The 19,362-nt window shown below is 65.0% G+C and carries 12 protein-coding genes; 3 read left to right on the top strand and 9 right to left on the bottom strand.

The annotated features are described in order from the left end of the window. Positions 1-19: 19 nt before the first annotated feature. Together pnuC and ACZ0BA_RS25695 are read right to left on the bottom strand one after the other, a co-directional pair. A complete protein-coding gene (gene pnuC / locus ACZ0BA_RS25700) occupies positions 20-613 on the bottom strand; it encodes a nicotinamide riboside transporter PnuC (protein ID WP_463453939.1) in 594 nt (197 codons plus the stop codon). A gap of 37 nt (positions 614-650) precedes the next feature. Next, positions 651-1,859 carry a M48 family metalloprotease gene (locus ACZ0BA_RS25695; RefSeq protein ID WP_463453937.1) on the bottom strand — a complete coding sequence of 403 codons (1,209 nt, stop codon included), beginning with the start codon at positions 1,857-1,859 and terminating at the stop codon, positions 651-653. Between the two features lie 268 nt (positions 1,860-2,127). Here ACZ0BA_RS25695 and ACZ0BA_RS25690 point away from each other — a divergent pair, with 268 nt between their 5' ends. The 3 genes from ACZ0BA_RS25690 to ACZ0BA_RS25680 all read left to right on the top strand — a co-directional run bounded on the left by ACZ0BA_RS25690 (position 2,128) and on the right by ACZ0BA_RS25680 (position 7,583). Next, complete coding sequence (locus ACZ0BA_RS25690; protein WP_463453936.1) at positions 2,128-5,124, top strand: TonB-dependent receptor; 2,997 nt, start codon at positions 2,128-2,130, stop codon at positions 5,122-5,124. Positions 5,125-5,259: 135 nt separating this feature from the next. Next, on the top strand, positions 5,260-6,624 hold the full coding sequence (locus tag ACZ0BA_RS25685) for a S41 family peptidase (protein ID WP_463453935.1): 1,365 nt from the start codon (positions 5,260-5,262) through the stop codon (positions 6,622-6,624). 176 nt (positions 6,625-6,800) lie between these two features. Beyond that, a complete protein-coding gene (locus ACZ0BA_RS25680; protein ID WP_463453934.1) occupies positions 6,801-7,583 on the top strand; it encodes a substrate-binding periplasmic protein in 783 nt (260 codons plus the stop codon). A gap of 37 nt (positions 7,584-7,620) precedes the next feature. Here ACZ0BA_RS25680 and ACZ0BA_RS25675 read toward each other — a convergent pair whose 3' ends face one another. The 7 genes from ACZ0BA_RS25675 to ACZ0BA_RS25645 all read right to left on the bottom strand — a co-directional run bounded on the left by ACZ0BA_RS25675 (position 7,621) and on the right by ACZ0BA_RS25645 (position 19,231). Next, complete coding sequence (locus tag ACZ0BA_RS25675; protein WP_463453933.1) at positions 7,621-8,793, bottom strand: zinc-binding metallopeptidase family protein; 1,173 nt, start codon at positions 8,791-8,793, stop codon at positions 7,621-7,623. A gap of 231 nt (positions 8,794-9,024) precedes the next feature. Continuing rightward, positions 9,025-9,669, bottom strand: a complete 645-nt coding sequence (locus ACZ0BA_RS25670; protein ID WP_463453932.1) for a YdcF family protein — start codon at positions 9,667-9,669, stop codon at positions 9,025-9,027. Further along, positions 9,666-10,364 (bottom strand): hypothetical protein, encoded by a 699-nt coding sequence (locus ACZ0BA_RS25665; RefSeq protein ID WP_463453931.1) that lies wholly within the window; start codon positions 10,362-10,364, stop codon positions 9,666-9,668. The genes ACZ0BA_RS25670 and ACZ0BA_RS25665 overlap by 4 nt, the downstream gene beginning before the upstream one ends. Positions 10,365-10,453: 89 nt before the next feature. Further along, on the bottom strand, positions 10,454-12,100 hold the full coding sequence (locus ACZ0BA_RS25660) for a hypothetical protein (protein ID WP_463453930.1): 1,647 nt from the start codon (positions 12,098-12,100) through the stop codon (positions 10,454-10,456). Between the two features lie 62 nt (positions 12,101-12,162). Continuing rightward, on the bottom strand, positions 12,163-13,134 hold the full coding sequence (locus tag ACZ0BA_RS25655) for a transglutaminase family protein (RefSeq protein ID WP_463453929.1): 972 nt from the start codon (positions 13,132-13,134) through the stop codon (positions 12,163-12,165). Beyond that, entirely contained in the window at positions 13,131-15,830 is a 2,700-nt protein-coding gene (locus ACZ0BA_RS25650; protein WP_463453928.1) for a circularly permuted type 2 ATP-grasp protein, read from the bottom strand. Before ACZ0BA_RS25650 ends, ACZ0BA_RS25655 begins: the two co-directional genes overlap by 4 nt. 44 nt (positions 15,831-15,874) lie before the next feature. Beyond that, positions 15,875-19,231, bottom strand: coding sequence for a transglutaminase family protein (locus ACZ0BA_RS25645; RefSeq protein ID WP_463453927.1), 3,357 nt, complete (start codon positions 19,229-19,231; stop codon positions 15,875-15,877). Positions 19,232-19,362 lie beyond the last annotated feature (131 nt).

Below are 19,362 nucleotides of genomic sequence, written 5' to 3'. Positions count from 1 at the left end.
GCCGGTCAAAGTCGATTCTTTATCGTAATTTCTCTGCACCTAGTTGTAGGTTAGCCTCTTGGCCGCGCATCTGCCGGCGCCAGAAAAACCAAGAGGCCAGCGCGTTGAGCCAGTACGCCACGTACAGCGCGGCTGTCAGGTACAAGCCCCGGCTGGCGTACAGTGGAATGGAGACGGTGTTGACCAGCAGCCAGAACGGCCAGGTCTGCAGCCGGCGCCCCATCAGCAGCAGTTGCGCGATGATGCTGAACATCAGCACGGCCGAGTCGATGAACGGCGCGTAGGCGTCGGTCCAGGCCTGCAGCATCAGGCCGTAGGCGGCGGTGGCGGCCAGGCCGGCCACGGCCATCGAGCCGACCAGCAGCGGCCGCGCGTTGGAAATCGGCAGCGCCCCGCCGCCACCGCCGGTCCACTGGCGCCAGCCGATCAGGCAGGTGACGATGAAGAAGCCTTGCAGCGCGACGTCGGCATACAGCCGGGAGCTATAGAACAGCGCCGCCAGCATCGAGCAGCCGATCACGCCCAGCCACCACGAATGTATATTGTTGCGCCCGGCGAGCACGATGGATAACGCCATGACGGCATTGGCGGCGATTTCCAGCGGTGTGGTCAAAAGTGCGTCCTTCGATGGGGGGTGGCGGATCGGCCAGCTACTCGCGGCAATCGGGCGGCAGCAGCCGGGCCGGAATGCCGTCGCTGCCGCAGCGCCATGCCACGCGCTTATTCTCGTCCAGGCTCGGCGTGAACGCAATAGCCTTGCCGCGATAGTTCAGGTCGGCCGGGAACACGTGCACCGCGCCGTTGGCGACGTCGACCGTGATGTTTTGCACCACGTGGTTGGGATCGGCCATCGCGTAGCCAGCCTGCTCCAGCGTGGCCGGGGCGCTGCCGTGGGCATAGAAATAGCGCTCCACCGCCGCCGTCGCCTCCTTGCCGACGCCGACCACCTGCGTCATGCGCGCGCGCGTGGTGTAGTCCTGGTAGGCGGGCACCGCCACCGCCGCCAGCACGCCAGCCAGCGCCAGCACCGCCAGCAGCGAACCGGCGCCGCCAACGCCCAGCCTTGGCACGAACAGCGCAAGCAGATAGGCCAGGCCGTGGCGGCCGGGCTGCTCGACCTCGTTGCCGCCGGCCAGACCGCGCACCACCGCCATGCGCTTGACCAGCCACGGATAGTCGCCGACCAGTTCGTGGAACGACATCCAGAAACCGGACGACTGCTGCGCCTGCGCGGCGTAGCCGGCCGTGCTCAGCTGGCGCCAGCGCTTGCCGCCCGCCGCCAGCGCCGACAGGCCAGCCTGTGCGCTGTCGAGATCGTCGCAGGCGTGGAAACCGTGGCGGTCGCACGTGTATTCGCGCGCGCGGGCGTACGCCGCGCCCAGCAGCGGAACAATCGAGGCCGGCGCCAGCAGCGCCGACCAGCGCAGGTGCTGGCGTTTGAGGTGGCCGATCTCGTGGCCGATATAGAAATTGATCGCGTCCGGGCGGTCCTCCAGCGCGTCGACCACGTCCGAATACAGCACGATGAAGTTGTTGCCGAGAAAGCGTATCGCAAAGGCGTTCAGGCTGCCGGCCATTTGCAGCAGGTAGGCCTCCGGCGCCTGCTCGAGGCCGAGCCGCCGGCAGCAGGCGTCGATGCGCTCGCGCAGGTCGGGAAACTGCTCGGCCGTGATGCGCACGCCGGTGCCCTTGAGCCAGGACACCAGCGCCGACTGCGCGAAACAATAAGTGATAAAGAACAGCAGCAAATAGACCAGCGCCATGCCCATGGTCGCCGCCAGCAGGCCGGCCCAGACGACTAGCGACACGGCCAGCATGATGCCGAACAGCGCTCTTTCGTTCTTGTACACCAATTCCATACGGCTCCCGGCCTGATAAAGTTTCCAGGAAGCTATTCTAGCGGCTTATTTGAAAAAAATACAACTCTTTCTGATAACGCCCGACGAGGGTCCCGTGCGGCGCATTGTAGTTAGCAAGCAACGCTGGACTCCGCAAAATCCTTCAATAAATCAACTACCTGATCGTTTCCGCAGCGCTGATTTTTCCCGCGTTGAACTCGCATATGATCGATTTTCCCTAGCAGGGAGAGACATCCACACAGCAACATAAAAAACCAAAAGGATACGCATGAAGAACCGGAACGCCCTTAGTCCGCTCAAACCATCCGTGCTCGCCGTCATTGGCGTGCTGGCCGCGATGGCCGCTCCCGCCCGCGCGCAAACCGCCGCGCCGACCGAACCGGCGCAGCCGGCCGCGCAGGCCGCCGACTCCGTCGTGGTCGTCACCGGCTTCCGCGCCAGCCTCAACAGCGCGCTGAACACCAAGCGCGCCAGCGACGGCATCATCGACGTCATCAAGGCCGAGGACATTGCCAAGTTCCCCGACGCCAACCTGGCCGAATCCTTGCAACGGGTGCCGGGCGTATCGCTCACGCGCGGCGACGGCGGCGAGGGCAAGCAGATCACCGTGCGCGGCCTCAACGCCGGCTTCACGCGCGTGCGCATCAACGGCATCGAGGGCGTGACCGCCACCGGCGCCTCCGACATCAACGGCAGCACCAACCGCGGGCGCGGTTTCGACTTCAGCGTGTTCGCTTCGGAGCTGTTCAATAGCCTGGAGGTGCGCAAGACCTCCGAGGCCAGCGTCGAGGAAGGCTCGCTTGGCGCCACCGTCGACCTGCGCACCGCGCGTCCGTTCGACTTCAAGGGCCGCACCTTCAGCCTGGGCGCACAGGAGATGCACAATTCGCTGTCGGAAAAATACAGTCCGCGCATGACGGCGCTGCTGTCCGACCGCTGGAAGACGCCGTACGGCCAGTTCGGCGCGCTGATCTCGGCCGCCTACTCGAAGCGCACGGTGCAGGAGGAAGGCTACGAGGCGGTCGAACTGCTCAGCGCCAGCAACGACGGCGGCTTTTGCGCGCCGGCCGGCTACACGCCGCAAAACCCCGCCAACAACGCCATTAAAGGCATCAACGCCGCCAATTGCGGCTTCGGCGTGCCGCGCACGTCCAACCTGGCCGCCTACAACGACGTCATGTCGCGCACCGACAACTACGGCGGCACGGTCGCCAATCCGCTGCCCGGCTCGGGCGCGTTCGCGCCGCGCATTCCGCGCTACCGCCGCTCGATGACGCAGTACGAGCGCTCCGGCGTGACCAGCTCGCTGCAGTGGCGTCCGAACGCCAGCACCGAGCTCAACCTCGATCTGCTGGGCGGCAAGTTCAACAACAAGCGCTACGACAACTACATCTCGGCCATCTCGTTCGGCCGCAGCCTCGGGCAATCGAACGGCAAGCCGCAAACGTCGATCCTGGAGAGCCACTTCAACGACGCCGGCAGCTGGGACTACGGCAAGTTCAACGCGGTCGACGTCCGCAGCGAGGGGCTGCTGGACGTCTACTCGACGCTGTTCCGCCAGCACGTATTGTCGGGCCGCCACGACGTCACCGACCGCCTGAAGATCGACTTCCTGACCGGCCAGTCGCGCTCGGACCTGGACGAGCCGCAACGCACCACGGTGCAACTCGACTCGCCCAACGCCAACGGCTACTCGTTCGACTTCCGCAACAACCGCAACGTGCCCGCGATGAACTTCGGCGTCGACGTCACCAACCCGAACAGCTTCAGCTTCGCGCCGCAGGAGGCCGACGGCACCTTCCACGGTCAGTTCGTCGGCCGCTATCTGCACACGCGCAACACGCTCAAGACCAACCAGATCAACGCCAGCTACGAGCTCAACGACAACCTGACCCTGCGCACCGGCTTCTCCAAGCGCGACAACAGCTGGACCAACGTCGAAATCGGCTCCGGCGGCAACGGCCTGGCCTTGCCGGCCGGCGTGGGCATGGGCGATATCACACGCCAGATCGGCGGCTTCGGCAAGGGCCTCGACGCCAGCGGCGTGCCCAGTTCATGGGCCGCCGTCGACCTCGACAAGTTCCTCAAGGTCTACAACATCGAGTGCCATTGCAGCGAGGTGCCGGGCTCGAGCTACAACTACCTGAACCAGGCCAACCGCGGCGTCGACGAGTCGATCAAGGCGCTGTTCCTGGCGGCCGACTTCAAGTACGACCTGTTCTCGATCCCGCTGCGCGGCAACGTTGGCGTGCGCCACGCCCGCACCAACGTCGACAGCTTCGCCCTGCTCAACGCCAACGGCGTGCTGGAGCCGGCGCGCTTTAAAAACAGCTACCGCGACTACCTGCCGGCGCTGAACGTCTCGGCCACGTTGCCGCACGACGTCATGCTGCGCTTCTCGGCCGGCAAAACGCTGGCGCGTCCGGAGTACACCGATCTGGCGCCGTCGACCACGCTCAGCACGCAGGTGCAGACGGTCACGATCGGCAACCCCAACCTGGCGCCGATCCGCGCCAAGACCTACGACGTGCAGGCCGAGTGGTACTACGCCAAAAACGCCATGGTGTCGGTGGGCGCCTTCCACAAGGATATCGGCACCTTCATCCAGGGCGTATCGGAGCGCGCGGTGTTCTCGACGCTGGGCTTGCCGGAGTCGATCCTGCTCGGCGGCGGTTGCAGCATCACCGGCGGCACGCCGGCCTGCGCCACCCTGCCCAACACCACGGTGGTGGTCAACCGCCAGGTCAACACGCCAGGCGGTCCGCTGACCGGGTACGAGTTCAACCTGCAGGCGCCTTTCAGCTTCCTGCCGGGGATCTGGGCCAATTTCGGCCTGCTGGCCAACTACACGCACGTCGATTCGAAGATCACCTACATCACCCGGGTGGACAATCCGAACACGGCCGCCAACGAGCTGCTGACGCGGCGCGCCAACTTCACCGGCCTGTCGCCCAAGGCGCACAACCTGACGTTGTTCTATGAGGACAAGCTGTTCAGCGCCAGGGTGTCGGCGGCGCATCGTTCATCGTATCTGCTCAACGTGTTGGGCGATGTGCAGGGGCACGACTTTACCGTGGTCGACGGGTCGACCAATATCGACTTCAGTATGTCGTACAACATCACGCCGCAATTGCGCATCAGCCTGGAGGGCCAGAACCTTAACGATACGCCGCTGCGCTATGGACGCGATAGCCAGCGCAACGACACCTTGCTGTACGTGCATTCGGGGCGCACGTTCGTGGTGGGCTTGAACTACAAGTATTGATCGTCCGATCAATGCTCCGCGCCACGGCGGCGATGACGCATTCCATGCCGTCAAAACCGCCGTTCGTCGCGCCCCGCTGGCCTTCGCCGCCAGCAAGCACTACAGTCATCCCATGATTTTTCCACATGGAACCAGATGACGCTCAATTCCCACCGCGCAAGCCTCGCCCTGCTGGCCGTGATCGCCGCGACCGCGCTGCTGGCCGCTCATTGTGCACGGGCGCAAACGGCACCTGTCTTCACGCCGGAACAATTGCGGGCCGACCTGCGGTTCGTCCAGGACGCCATCGCCAGCACCCATCCCGATCTCGGATTCTCGACCGACGCCGATCAATTGCGGCAAACCTACCGGCGCATCGATGCGCAACTGGACAAACCGATGACACGCGACCAAGCCTGGCGGGTGATGGCCACACTCAACCCCGTGTTCGCCGACGCCCACCTGGCCTTAACGCAGCCCGACGCTGGCGGCCAGAGCGAGTCCTTCCTCGCCGGCGGTGGTGGATTTTTTCCGTATGAGATGGTGGTAGACGCTCAAGGCGGTTTGGCCATCCGCGCCGAACTGGGCGGCGCCGCCTCGCCGCTGGCTGGGGTGCGCATAGAAAAGATCAATGGCGTACCGGCGCGACGCGTCGTCGCCGAGTTGCTGGAGCGCTGCCACGGCGACACGCCCGCTTTCCGCGCCGATCTGTTGTCGACCCGCTGGCCTTTCATGTACTGGAAAATGTACGGCGCCCCGGTCAGTTTCGACTTGCTGACTGCCGAAGGCCGCCAACTGCGCGTAAAGGCTGGCGGCAAATTACCGGCCTACCTGGACGGGCAATCGCAATTCGACCGCCAGTTCCGTTTCGAGCTGCTACCCGGCGACGCCGCGCTGATGACGGTCAACACTTTTTACTGGCCGGACAAAAAGCGGTTCACCGATTTCACTGAAAACGCCTTCACCCAGCTGCGCGACGCCAAGGTCAAGACGCTATTGATCGACGTGCGCGCCAACGGCGGCGGCAACGACGACATGTGGATCGATGGCATCCTGCGCTACATCGCCGACAAGCCCTATCGCTGGGCCTCGACGTACAAAAAGAAGGTGATAAAAGGCCGCGAGAGCGCCACCGAGAAACTGGGCGATGCGATCGACGGCACGATAGAAAAATGGCTGCCTCCGCAAACGGACGACCCGTTGCGTTTCAACGGCGTGACCTACGTGCTGGTGGGGCGCAACACCTATTCGTCGGCCATCCTGTTCAGCAACGTGGTACAGGACTTCGGCTTCGCCAGGTTGGCCGGCGCGCCAGGCTCGGCGCGAACGCGGCAAAGCGGCGGCACGCAGAATTTCGTGCTGGCAGCCAGCGGCTTGTCGCTCGGCGTGCCGCGCCTGATCTTCCAGCGGCCGTCCGGCGCGAGCGATGGAGCGCTGGTGCGCCCGGATCTGCCGCTGCCGGACAGCCCGTACGACAGCCGGCAACTGCTTGACGCGGTACTGGATCCGGCGCGACATTGACGTGGACCACGCGTCCGCCCGCCGTAGGCCCGACCGCCCAACGGCCGCCTCACTTGCACGATGCATGCCGTGATTGCCGGAGGAAATCGCCTTCCGGTAACAAAATTTTGCCGCAGCCGATAATCTGTGGGAGCATAGCCGACAGGAGCACCGCGTCGCGGTGCAATGGGGGCTGCTTGAAGCTGTTACGGCTGTTGAAATTCTGTGCAGGGCTATCGCTCTGCGTGCCGGGTCTGGCCGCCGAGGCGCCCGCGCTGCATTTCGCCGCCGAGGAGTGGCCGCCGTTTTTCAGCCGTTCGCTGCCGGGAAACGGTCTGACCGGCACGCTGATCGGCGCTGTGGCCACGCGCATGGGCTACGCCGCGCGGATCGATTATTTCCCGTGGAAGCGCGCGATGGAGGTCGGCCTGCACGACAGCGGCTACGCCGGCGTGGTGGCGTTGCTGCGCAATCCGGAGCGGGAGAAGATATGCTACTTTTCCAGCGCCGTCGGCAGCCGGCAGTCGGTGCTCGCCTATCTGACGGACAAACCGGTCACACCCGCCGCGCTGACGGAGCTGAAGGCGATGCGCATCGGCACGGTGGGCGGCTACTCGTACGGCGAGCAGTTCGACGAGCTCGCCCGCAGCGGCGTGTTGACCGTCGAACCGGCCATCAGCGACGAGATCAACCTGCGCAAGCTGCTGGCGCGCCGCTTCAGTGCCATCGTCATCGAAAAACGCATGCTGCGCTACTTGCTGGCCGCCGGGCCCTACACGCCGGCCGACCGTGCGCGCGTCGGCGTCGCCGACAACCTGTTCCCCACACGCAGCGTGCACGTTTGCTTCCAGCACACGCGTCAGGGTCTGCAACACCAGCAAGCGTTCGACGAAGCCGCGCGGGAGGTGGACCTGGCCAGGATCGAGCGCGACTACTGGCGCGACATGCAGGACGCGACCGCGCGGCCGGCGATGCCGTGAGCAGGCCGGCGGGTGCCTGCAGGGGCCGTCGTCGGCGTCACGCGGCCGCTTGTGGCTGCGCCGGGGGCTGTTGCGGCAACGGCGCCGCGGGTGCTTTCGTCTTCGGCGCCGCAGCGGCGGCCTTGGCGACCGGCTTGGGCTTGTCCTTTTCCACCTGCGCCAGCACTACCTTGTGGATGAAGTGCAGCTTCTCCTGCACCGGCGTCGGCAGCTTGAACGGATACGAGTCGGGCGTGCCGACGCTGCGGTTCAAGCTATTGAGCACATAGGTCAGCGCGAACCAGTCCGAGATAATTTCGTCGAAGGAATCGATCTTCAGTGGCGGCGCGGTGATCACCATTTCCGGTTCCTCCTTCTTGCGCGGCTTGAGCGACAGGCCGCAGGCGTGCGCGGTCTCCAGCGTATCGATCATGTGCAGGTAATGCGCCCACGTCTCGGCCCAGTCCTCCCACGAGTGCGAGCTGGCGTAGGTGCTGATGAAGTGCTGCTCCCAATCGGCCGGCGCGCCGTTCTCGTAATGTTTCTTCAGGCTCTCGCTGTAGTCTTCGCGCTCATCGCCAAACAGCTCGCGATAGCCGTCGATCCATTCGCTGTCGGCAATCAGGCGGTCGAAATAATAGTGTCCGCTCTCATGGCGGAAATGGCCCAGCAAGGTGCGGTAGTGCTCATGCATCTGCTCGCGCGTGCGCTCGCGCTGGGCGGGATCGGCCTCGGCGATATTAAGCGTGATCAGCCCGTTGTCGTGGCCGGTCATCACGCGCTCGTCTTCGCCCGGGCCGTCCTCCAGGAACTGGAAGGCCAGGCCGGCTTCCTCGTCGGTCTCCTTGGACACCGGCGTCAGGTGCAGCGAATACAGCGAATACAGCAGGCGGCGCTTGGCCGATTCGAGCCGCTGCCAGAACAGGTGGTTCTTCTCGTTGCTGAGCGTGGGAATGACGACGGTCAACTGGCAAGACGCGCAAAGCTCGTTCGGATCGTTGGCGTCGAGCATCCAATTACACACCTGATGGTTGACGTAGTTGCTGCATTGCTTGTAAAGGCGGCCCGCGTCATTTTTGTTCAGGCTGCGCCAGGTGCCCTCCCCCGCTGCCTCGAAGCTGCTGACGACGCGCTGCTCCGGCTGGTAGCCGAGCATGCTGTCGCAATTAAAGCACAGCGTGTTTTCGAAGAAGACTTGCTGTGCACACTTGTCGCAGTGAAAGGTTTTCATTTGGTTTGGACGATAGGTTGGTGCGACGCCGAAAGGCACGCTTGGCGACATCATACCCACGTGTAGTCCAGCGCTCAGTTAGGCAGCGCGCATTGCGGGTTTGCTTTACCATCAAACTATGGAGGGTCACCGGCCTGCTTCATTATTTTGACGGACGTATTTTCAGTTCGTACGACCTTGGATCCTGGAAGCCGGCACCGGGGTCAAGTCTGTCATTCGGACACGACCTCATCAGCCCAACTGCGGGTACTCCGCGCATCCGTCGATTTCCGCCAGGAAGCCCTCGGCTGTATAACGCGGGATCTTATCGAATTCGCTGAGCACGCGGGCGCGAAATTCCTCATGTTCATGCCAGCGATCTGCGGGAATATTGAAATAATTGACGGGTGCTACTGACAGGCTCAACCCCGGCCAGTGTTTTTGCAACGTCATCAGGTAGCGCCGGGTCGAGCACATTTTACCGATGACGACGACGCTGCGAATCGCGCTGATGTCCATCATTTCCGCCACCCTTGCCATGCCGAAGCGGACGTTTTCGCCGGTATTTGTCGCAGCGGTTTCCAGTATCAACGCGCTTTCAGGCATTCCGAGCTCCATCAGCCGCTCGGCAATCACGTCCGCCTCGGCCAACGGCAAGGCGCCGGTGCGTCCACCGGAGACCAGCAGGCGGCTAAACATGCCGCTCCGCCACAGTCCATGGGCAGCCTCGCAAAACTCCGGCACGCCATGGCGCGTCCCGAACAGAAATCCCAGGTCCGAAACGCTCGCCGGAAACGACGGCATGATGTAGTCCGCTATACGCTTCAACTCGTCATGTGACATTCCCTTGGTCAAAAGTCCGGCCGGACGCTCCGCGTCGGTGGCCGATGGCTTCAACGCCTTTCCGCCTGGCATAGCCCCTTCGGCGCCCAGTGGTGCACCAGGGTGGTGGGCGGCAACGAAGCATCATGCAAAATGAGCGCAAAACCCTTTCGAGGGTCCGGCCCCAAAGCCATAAGCAACATAGGCGGGCCGCCGCGCACGGTCATGCTGTTGCCTGCGCCGCGCCCGACCCGGACGCCGTCCGGCGTCTCCAGGCACGTATCGCCGCTGACCGCGTAAAACGCCTCGGGTCCCGAATGCACATGGATGGGGGCGGTCATGCCGGGGCTGAAGATGGACTGGAGGAACTCGGCGTCATAGGAAACGTTGCGGTCGACAACCATCGGCCCCACATCGGCGATGTGCTGGCCGTTGGGCGGACGCGTCCCGACAGGCCCGACAGTGAACAGCCAGATCTTGCCGAATGCGTTGATGACCGAGCCGTTGCCGCTCTCGGCCCGGGCAGCCTCCACGGTGGGGTAGTTATACAAGCTCCAATAGAGCGCATCGGCAGGAGGCTTACCCAGCGGTGCGTGCGCAAGCAGGCAGGCCGGGCCCGGCCGTTCGTTGTCCAGACCATCGGCATTGCAAGGCCGCGATGTCGCTTGGGCGAGTGCGGACGAGCTGGCCAGCAACAATACCGTCGCAGCAGCGCCCAGCATCGCCATTTTCGCCATCGACGCGATCGTCATTGCGTAGTTCGACACCATGAAACCTCCTTGGATAATCCCCGGATCAATCTCGCTCAACTTGTTCGAGCTCTAGCGCCACGAACGTTGCCTTGCCACTGGGTGCATTCCTATTTCGCGTCGCGCCCGGTTGGCGCCGTCAGCGCCGCCAGCACCTTATCGATATCGGCATGGTAGAACCGCGTTTGCCGCAGATACGGTTGCTGGCACGGCGCATTGAGCTTTCCGCCGTCCCGCAGGCCCAGTTCGATCCGCTGGCGGCCTGTGCAGGCTGCCGCGATGGCGTCCCCGGTGGCCGGGTTGCCAAACACCGGCAAGCCTTCAATGCGCGTCACGTAGGCGTCTTTTGCAAATGTTTTACAGCCTTTGATGCCGTCCAGGATGATCCCTTCCGGCGTCTCGGTCGTCCCGCTGCTGCCGCCGCAATTGTCCATCATTAACTTGACCATCGCGCGCAACACCATCGCGTCGCGCTGCGCCTGGGTTGGCGGTTGCGGCGTCGCCAGTCCGGTCGCGTCGAAAAGTTCGATCCAGTGTTGCGCCATGCTGCCGTCCGCGCCCAAGAGCGGGCCCAGCCAGCGTGGTTCGCACGGCACGGTGGCGCCGCACTCGAGCGATCGGCCGAAGTCCGGCTTGCCGCCGGCGCCGAGCTCCTTGTAAAAATTGTTGATGCGGGCCATCGCCGTGCCCGCACCCTGGCGCGCCGCCAGCACGTAGGTGTAGGCCGCCAGCCCACAGCTGTACTCGAGCCGGTTGCCACCGATGAAACGCGGCGACATGCCACGCCAGTTTTGCCGCTCCACGTACAGACTGCAATTGCTCCATGCCTGATCAAGATCGGCGGCCGCCTGCGCAGGCGTCAGCCAACCTTGCGCGACGGAGGTCATCCAGCGCAAAAATTCGCCGCCGCCTTCGTGGATCAGGCGCCGGTCGGCATATTCGTCAACCGCGTCGCGCAGCTGGAAGCGGTGGCTGAACTCATGCGCCACCAGCACTGTCAAGCTGGCCTCTTCGGTCGGACCCGGATCGGCGGGCCAGTTGAATAATGTCAGCCGCAGCACGTCGCTGGCGTCGCCGCCGATGCTCGGGCCACCCGGCCTGGTCGCGTACACCGCCGCCATGATCGGCGGCTTGTAACTGGCATCCGGCAACGCGCCGTGCAGGTAATTTACCGTGCCGGCTGCCACCAGCTTGATCTGGGCCACCGTCGCGTCGGACAGGCGCGGATCGAACCACGCCACCGGCTCGCCGTCACGCTGTGGCTGCACTGCCTGCAATAACAGCGCCGCCGTGTCCTCGCCGGCGTTGGCCTCCGCTACTTTCTGGTAGGAGCGGCCGTTCATCAGGATGCCCGGGGCGGAAAAGTGGTAATTGACCTTGCCGCAGCTGTCGGCCAGCGCGTAATTGGACAGGTGGACATACGTGCCCTGACCCAAAGGGAACGCCGCCGGATAGCCCGGCAGATCGGTCGCTGTCGGCACGCGGAAGCGCAGTACCGGACAAACACCCTTGCCGCGCGCGAGTTGATCGGCGCCGGCGGCGCCACAGTCGTCCAGCGCTTGCCAATTGGCGCGCGTTTTCGCGCCATCCGGCCCGTTTTTGACAAAGGGAACGGCGGCGCACTGCGGCGGCAAGGTGTAGTCCACTTCGATCGCATCGGGCTTCAACAGCCGCAGATGGACATCGACGCCCTGCCCGCTCGCGCCGGCCGACAAAGTCGACGCCATGGTGGTCACAACAATATGCCAATACTTCATCCGCGCCATCCCTGTCCCTGAATGTCTTTTGTTCGGCTATCTATCGGCATGCCGCCGCCGGTTCACCCCAGCTCCAGCGGCGTGACGGTGACGTTGACCTGCAAGCCCTGTTCTCCGCCGCCAAGCACGATGCCGCGCATCGGCGTGACGTCGCTGAAATCGCGCCCCCAGCCGGTGACGATGTGCTCGTGCTGCACCAGGCAGCGGTTGGTCGGGTCGAAATCGATCCAGCCCAGCGCCGGGTCGTACACCGACACCCAGGCGTGCGACGCGTCCGCGCCGATCATGCGCGGCTGCCCTTCCGGCGGGTGCGTCAGCAGGTAACCGCTCATGTAGCGCGCCGGCAGGCCCAGGCCGCGCAAGCCGCCGATCATCAGCTGCGCGAAGTCCTGGCACACGCCGCGCCGTCCGCTGAGCACTTGTTCGAGCGGCGTCGAGATGTCTGTGGCGGTGCTGTCGAACTCGAAATCGTCGAAGATCCGCTGCGTCAGGTCCAGCGCGGCGTCGAGCAGCGGCCGGCCGGCGCCGAAGCTTTCGCGCGCGTAGTCGGCCAGCTCCGCGCTCAGGCTCACATGCGGTGACGCGTACAGGTACTGGCATGCCTCCAATGTGGCGTCGCTGCGGTCGGTCAGCATCAGATCGCGCACCAGTTCCCACGGCGCGCTGTCGGCGATCTGCTCGAGCGTGCGGCGCGGGTACAGCGCCAGCGTCGATTCGACGTGCACCAGCAATGCGCTGTGCGGCGTGGCGATGCTGAAGTGGCGCGTCAGGTTGCCGAAGTAGTCGGCGCCGTCGGTGATGTCCTCGGCCGGCGGGTCGGTCACGATCCGGTGCGATTCCGTGCGCTGGTAGTCGAACGAGCGCGGTGTCATGTGCAGGTACTGCTGCGACAGCGACACCGCGCTCTGGTAGCCGTAGCGGGTCTGGTGCACCACCAGGTAGCGCGCGCATGCCGCCTGCGTTTGCGGCAGTGGCGTGTCGCTGGCGGTATTCGGCAGCGGGCTGGCGGTTTGCTGGGTTTGGGATGGCGTCATCGCGCGTATCCGGGCGCGCATGGCGTTTCGAACTTGTTTTGCGTACTGCCCGTGTAGCTGAAGAACTGCAATCCGATTTGCTCGGCCATCACTTCGCTGGCGTTTTGCACGCGCGCCAGCAGGTCGATCAAGCGTCGATTGCCGCCATAGAGATCGGCCTCCGGCGACAGCGACAGCAGCTCGCTGTGCAGCGGCGCGAGGTTGTGTTCGCCGCAAGGTCCGTAGACCTTGGCGATCTTGCGCAAGCCTTCAAGGACCCCGTGCAGCTGGTGACTGATCGAACGCGGATTGCTGTCGTCGAGGATCAGCAGGTCGAGCACCGGCAGCCATTCGGGCTGGGCGCGATAGCGGGCACGGTAGGTGACGATACTGTCGGACAGCTCGAGCACCCAGTCCAGGTTACCTTCCGGGTCCATGCCCAGCGCCGCCCGCAGCACCATGCTCTGGAATTGCAGCCGCTCGAGGCGCCGACCGAGCGACAGGAAGCGCCAGCCCATGTCGCGCGTCATGCCGTCCAGGCCGAAACCGGTCAGTGTCATCAAGGATGCGGCGGCGTCGTCGAGGATGGTCATCGCCTCCGATTGCGACGGCAGCGTGGCGCCGCCCGCGCGTTCGACCAGCCGGTTCAGCGCGCGCCAGTTGTCGACCGACAGCCGCTCGCGCAACTGGCTGGCGGTGTTATAGAGCTGTTGCTGCTGGCGCGCCAGTCCCGGCACGTCCGGCGAGACCACCGCCAGCAACAGCGCCGCTTCGATCTGGGCGTCATGCGCGATCACCGGCGGCGCTGGCTCCGGCTCCGGCGTGCCGCCCACGCTTTGGCTTTGGCTTTGGCTTTGTCCCTGGCTTTGACCCTGGCTTTGATCCTGGCTCTGGGTCTGCGTCTGCTGGTCCTGGCTTTGGGTTTGCTGATCCTGGCTCTGGCTCTGTTGGCTCTGTCGCTGCGCCGGCTCGGGTTCCGGCATGGGGGTCAGCTGGAACCAGGCGCACAGCGATTCGACGGTCGGCCATTCGGCGCCCGGATAGCCGGCGCGCACGTTGAAAACGATGTTGAGCGCCACCCGCAACAGCCGCGCGATGTCGTCGCAGCGTTCCGTGTGGCGGCCCAGCCAGAACAGGTTCTCCGCCATGCGGCTCGAGAGCTGCGTGTCGTCGCGCACCAGATCCTGCGCCGTCATGATGCGGGGAACGGGTTGCTGGTGACGCGCCTGCGAACTGGCCTGCACCCACGTGTCCTTGCTGCCACCACCGTGCTGCATGGTGATGACGCGCGCGTCCGGCCCGGTGGCCACGCGGGTCAGACCGCCCGGCATGACGACATAGCCGTCCGGCGTGGCGCACGCGAACACGCGCAGGCCGATCGAGTGCGCGTTCAGGCGCCCGGTGCCGGGCTGGTACACCGGCCCTTGCGACAGCCGCACCAGCTCGTGGGCGACGTAGTTGTTCGGGTTGGCCCGCATCTGCGCGATCAAGGTGGCGCGCGCGGCATCCTTCAGATCGCGCCCATAAACCGGCGGCTGGCGCAGTTGCGGGAACGCCGGCATGATCACCAGCTGGTCCAGTTTTTCGATCGCCTCTTCCAGCGCGGCCGGCTCGCCGCACCACCAGGTGGCCACCGACGGCATGCGCAGCGGCTGGCCTAGCAAGCGCTCGCTGAGCGCTGGCAGGAAGCCAAGCAAGGCGCCCGATTCCAGTAAATTCGAGCCAAGGCTGTTGGTGACCAGGACGTTGCCCCGGCGCGCCGCCTCGGTCAGGCCGGCCACGCCCAGCGCGGAGTCGGAGCGCAACTCCAGCGGATCGCAGAAATCGTCGTCGACGCGGCGCATGATGACGTGCACCCGCCGCAAACCGGACAGCGTCTTCATGAACACGATGCCGCCGCGTACCGTCAAATCGCCCGCCTCCACCAGCGGCAGCCCGAGGTAGCGCGACAGGTAGGCTTGTTCGTAATAGGTTTCGTTGTAAGGGCCGGGCGTAAGCAGCACGATCAGCGGCGCCTCGCCGGCGCGCAGAGGATGGGCGTCGCCATTGGCGGCGCAGCGGCGGCCCCACTGGGCCAGGCTGTCGCGCATGGTGCCGAAGAAGCCTTCGAGCGGGCGCACCTTCATGTCGCGCAGCAGCGCCGGGAAACTGCGTCCGATGATGGAGCGGTTTTCCAGCGCGTATCCGGCGCCCGACGGCGACTGCGTGCGGTCGGCGGTGGCCCACCAGCGGCCATTGGGCGCGCGCGCCAGGTCGACCGCGTAGAAATGCAGGGCGATGTCGTCCGGATGGCGCATGCCATGTGCGGCGCGCAGGAAGCCGGCGTGACCGTGAATCAGCGCCGGCGGCAGCAGCCCCTCCTTGAGCATATTCTGCGGACCATAGACGTCGCCCAGCAGGCGGTTCAGCAAGGTGGCGCGCTGGATCACGGCCGCCTCGATGCCCTCCCATTCCTGGCGTGGCAGGATCAGCGGCAGCAGGTTCAGGTCCCACGGCCGGTGCGTGCCCTTGGTGTCGCCGTAGACGGTATAGGTGACGCCGTTCTGGCGCACCTCGCGCTGCACCGTTTCGAGGCGCTGGCGCATCAAATCGGGCGCTTCGGCGCGCAAGCCGTCCAACATGGCGCGCCAATGCGGACGCGGCTCTTTCGAGGCGTCCAGCATTTCGTCGAAACTATCCGGTGCGGCCAGATATTTGGATAGCAGTTGCTTAGGCATCGCGGTCGATCGGCTTTTCTTCTAGTTTTTCTTCTATAGTGCGCTCAATCGGGCTGCCAGCGCAAATCGAGCGTCATCGGCAGGCTCGGATTCAGTGCTTCCTTGTACACATACATCTGCCCCGGCGTGTGCCCATGCGCCCAGAATCGGGCAAAGCGACGCGCCTCGGCGGCGTTGGCGTTGATCGGCGAGCTATCCTCGCTGCGCCCGCCCGGGTGCACCACGTGGTAGGTACAGCCGCCGATCGCGCGTCCGCTCCACGTGTCGACCAGGTCGAACACCAGCGGCGCCTGCACCCTTATGCTCGGGTGCAGCGCAGACCACGGGCTCCAGGCGCGGAAACGCACGCCGGCCACATATTCGCCCGGCACGCCGGTCGGATGCAACGGCAGCATGCGGCCGTTGCAGGCGACCACGTGGCGCCCGTCCGTCAGGCCGCGCACCAGCAGCTGCATGCGCTCGACCGACGAGTCGACGTAGCGCGCGGTGCCGCCGCCGGTCATTTCCTCGCCCAGCACGTTCCATGGTTCGATCGCCTGGCGCAGCTCCATCTCCACGCCCTCGTACACCACGGTGCCGAAGCGCGGGAAGCGGAATTCGATGAACGGATCGAACCAATGCTCCTCGAACTGGTAGCCGGCCGCGCGCAAATCGCGCGCGACGTCGCGGATATCCTGCGCCACGAAGTGCGGCAGCATCCAACGGTCGTGCAGCGCCGTGCCCCAGTGGACCAACTTGGCCTGGTAGGGCTGGCGCCAGAAACGCGCGACCAAAGCCCGCAGCAACAGCATCTGCAAAAGGCTCATACGCTCGTGCGGCGGCATCTCGAACGCACGGAATTCTACCAGACCGAGTCGGCCGGTCGGACCGTCGGGGGAATACAGCTTGTCGATCGAGAACTCGGAGCGGTGCGTGTTACCGGTCAAATCGACCAGCAGATTGCGCAGCAGGCGGTCGACCATCCACGGCTTGTCGCCCTCGTGGAGGGTCGGCAGCACCTTGTCCATTTGCTGGAAGGCGATCGCCAGCTCGTACAGATTGTCGTCGCGCGCCTCGTCCACGCGCGGCGCCTGGCTGGTCGGGCCGATGAAGGTGCCGGAGAACAGATACGACAGCGCCGGGTGGTTTTGCCAGTACGTGATCAGGCTTTTGAGCAGGTCCGGACGACGCAGCATCGGGCTGTCGGCGACAGTCGCGCCGCCGAGGGTGGCGTGGTTGCCGCCGCCGGTGCCGGTGTGACGGCCGTCGTTCATGAATTTTTCGGTGCCGAGGCGGGTCTTGCGCGCCTCTTCGTACAAGGTGGTCATGTTGTGCACCAGCTCATTCCAGCTGGCCGCCGGCTGCACATTGACTTCGATGACGCCCGGGTCCGGGGTCACGCTCAGCAGCTTGACGCGCGGGTCGCGCGGCGGCTGGTAGCCTTCGAGCCACAGCTTCATGTTCAGGTGCGCGGCGGTGGTTTCGATGGCCGTCACCAGCGCCAGGTAGTCCTCGATGCGCTTGAGCGGCGGCATGAACACATGCAGGCGGCCGCCGCGCACCTCGACGCACAGCGCGGTGTGGATCACTTCACGCGGCGCCGGCGCCGGGTCGACTTTTTTGGCGGCCGATTTGCGGGCGGCCAGATCGACCTCCGCATGCGACGGCACGCCATCGCCCTTGGCCGCCGGCGCCAGCGGCCCGCGCGGCTCGAACGGATCACGGTCGAATTCCGGCTCCTCGTCCTCCGGCTGCACCCATGGCAGCGCGTTGAGCGGCAGGCGCAGGCCGAGCGGCGATTCGCCCTCGATCAGGTACAGATGTTCGCGCTTGAGCGGCCAGGCCGACGTGCGCCAGGTGGTCGGCAAGGCGATCGACAGGCGCGCCTTGGCGTCGTCGGTCAATTCCTCGGGTTTAAGCGGCAGCACGTAGCCGGCCACCTCGCCAAGGCCGTTTTCCAGCAGGCGCGCCAGACGGCGGCGCTCCTCCGAAGACTTCAGGTCGGCCTTGAGCGGATCGAGGTTGACCGGCAGGTTCTCCTCGCGGCGGGCTTGTACCAACACGTCCTCGTAGGCCGGAATCGGGCTGTCGGACGGCAGGCCGAGGGTGCTGACCAACGCCTCGGTGAAGCGCTTGGCGTGTACGGCGTCGTAGCCGTCAGCCTTTTTCTCGTCCGAGAACAGCGCCTTGTTGCGCCAGATCGGCTGGCCGTCGGTGCGCCAGAAGATATTGAGCGCCCAGCGTGGCAGCGGCTCGCCCGGATACCATTTGCCCTGGCCGTAATGGAGCATGCCGCCGGGGGCGAAGTGGTTCTTCAGGCGCAGCATCAATTCGCCGGCCAGTTCGCGCTTCTTGTCGCCGTGCGCGAGGGTGTTCCATTCGGCGCCGTCCATGTCGTCGATCGACACGAAGGTAGGCTCGCCGCCCTGGGTCAGGCGCACGTCCATCGCTTGCAGGTCGTGGTCGACCTGCTGGCCGAGGGCGTCGATCTTGTGCCAGTCGGCGTCGGCGTACGGTTTGGTCACGCGCGGATCCTCGTGGATGCGCGTCACGGTCATCACGTGGTGGAATTCCACCTCGGAGACATCGGTGAAGCCGCTGACCGGCGCGGCCGACGACGGGATCGCGGTGCAGGCCAGCGGAATATGGCCCTCGCCGGCCAGCATGCCGGAGGTCGGATCGAGGCCGATCCAGCCGGCGCCGGGGATATAAACCTCGGCCCACGCGTGCAGGTCGGTGAAGTCGACATCGGTGCCGCTTGGGCCGTCGAGCGCCGCCTGGTCGGCTTTCAATTGAATCAGGTAACCGGACACGAAGCGCGCCGCCAGGCCCATGCCGCGCAGGATCTGCACCAGCAGCCAGCCGCTGTCGCGGCAAGAGCCGGAGCGTTTTTCCAGCGTCTCGGCGGGCGTCTGGACGCCAGGCTCCATGCGCACCAGATAGCCGATGTCGCCCTGCAGGCGCTGGTTGATCGCGACCAGGAAATCGTTCGTCATCAAATCTTTTTTGATGATGTCGCGGCGCGCCATGGCGATCCACTCGACCACCTCGGGATCTTCCTCGAAGTGCAGATACGAGCCCAATTCAAGCTTGAGCGCGTCTGGATAGGCGAACGGGAAATGTTGGGCGTAATCCTCGAGGAAGAAGTCGAACGGGTTGATGACCGTCATGTCTGCGATCAGGTCGACCGTGAAGTCGAGTTCCTTGGTCGCTTCCGGAAACACCGCGCGGCCGATGTAGTTGCCGTACGGATCTTGCTGCCAATTGAGGAAATGCTGCGCCGGCGTGATGCTCAGCGAATACGACAGGATCGGCGTGCGCGCGTGCGGCGCCGGGCGCAGGCGCACCTCGTGCGGCGACAGCGTCACAAGACGGTCGAATTTGTAGTTGGTTTTATGGTGCAGGGCGACACGGATGGCCATTCGGTAGTGCCTTTCGGTAAGTATTGCACGGGACGAAGGCAGGTGTCCTGCCGAGGCGCCGGAGATAATCTATTGTGTTGATGATAAAGCAGGATCCGTACCTGCGCCTGATGAGGTCAGCGGGTCGGCCC

This window comes from Duganella sp. AC917 (assembly GCF_979258245.1).
This window is presented reverse-complemented; position numbering and strand designations above follow the sequence as displayed.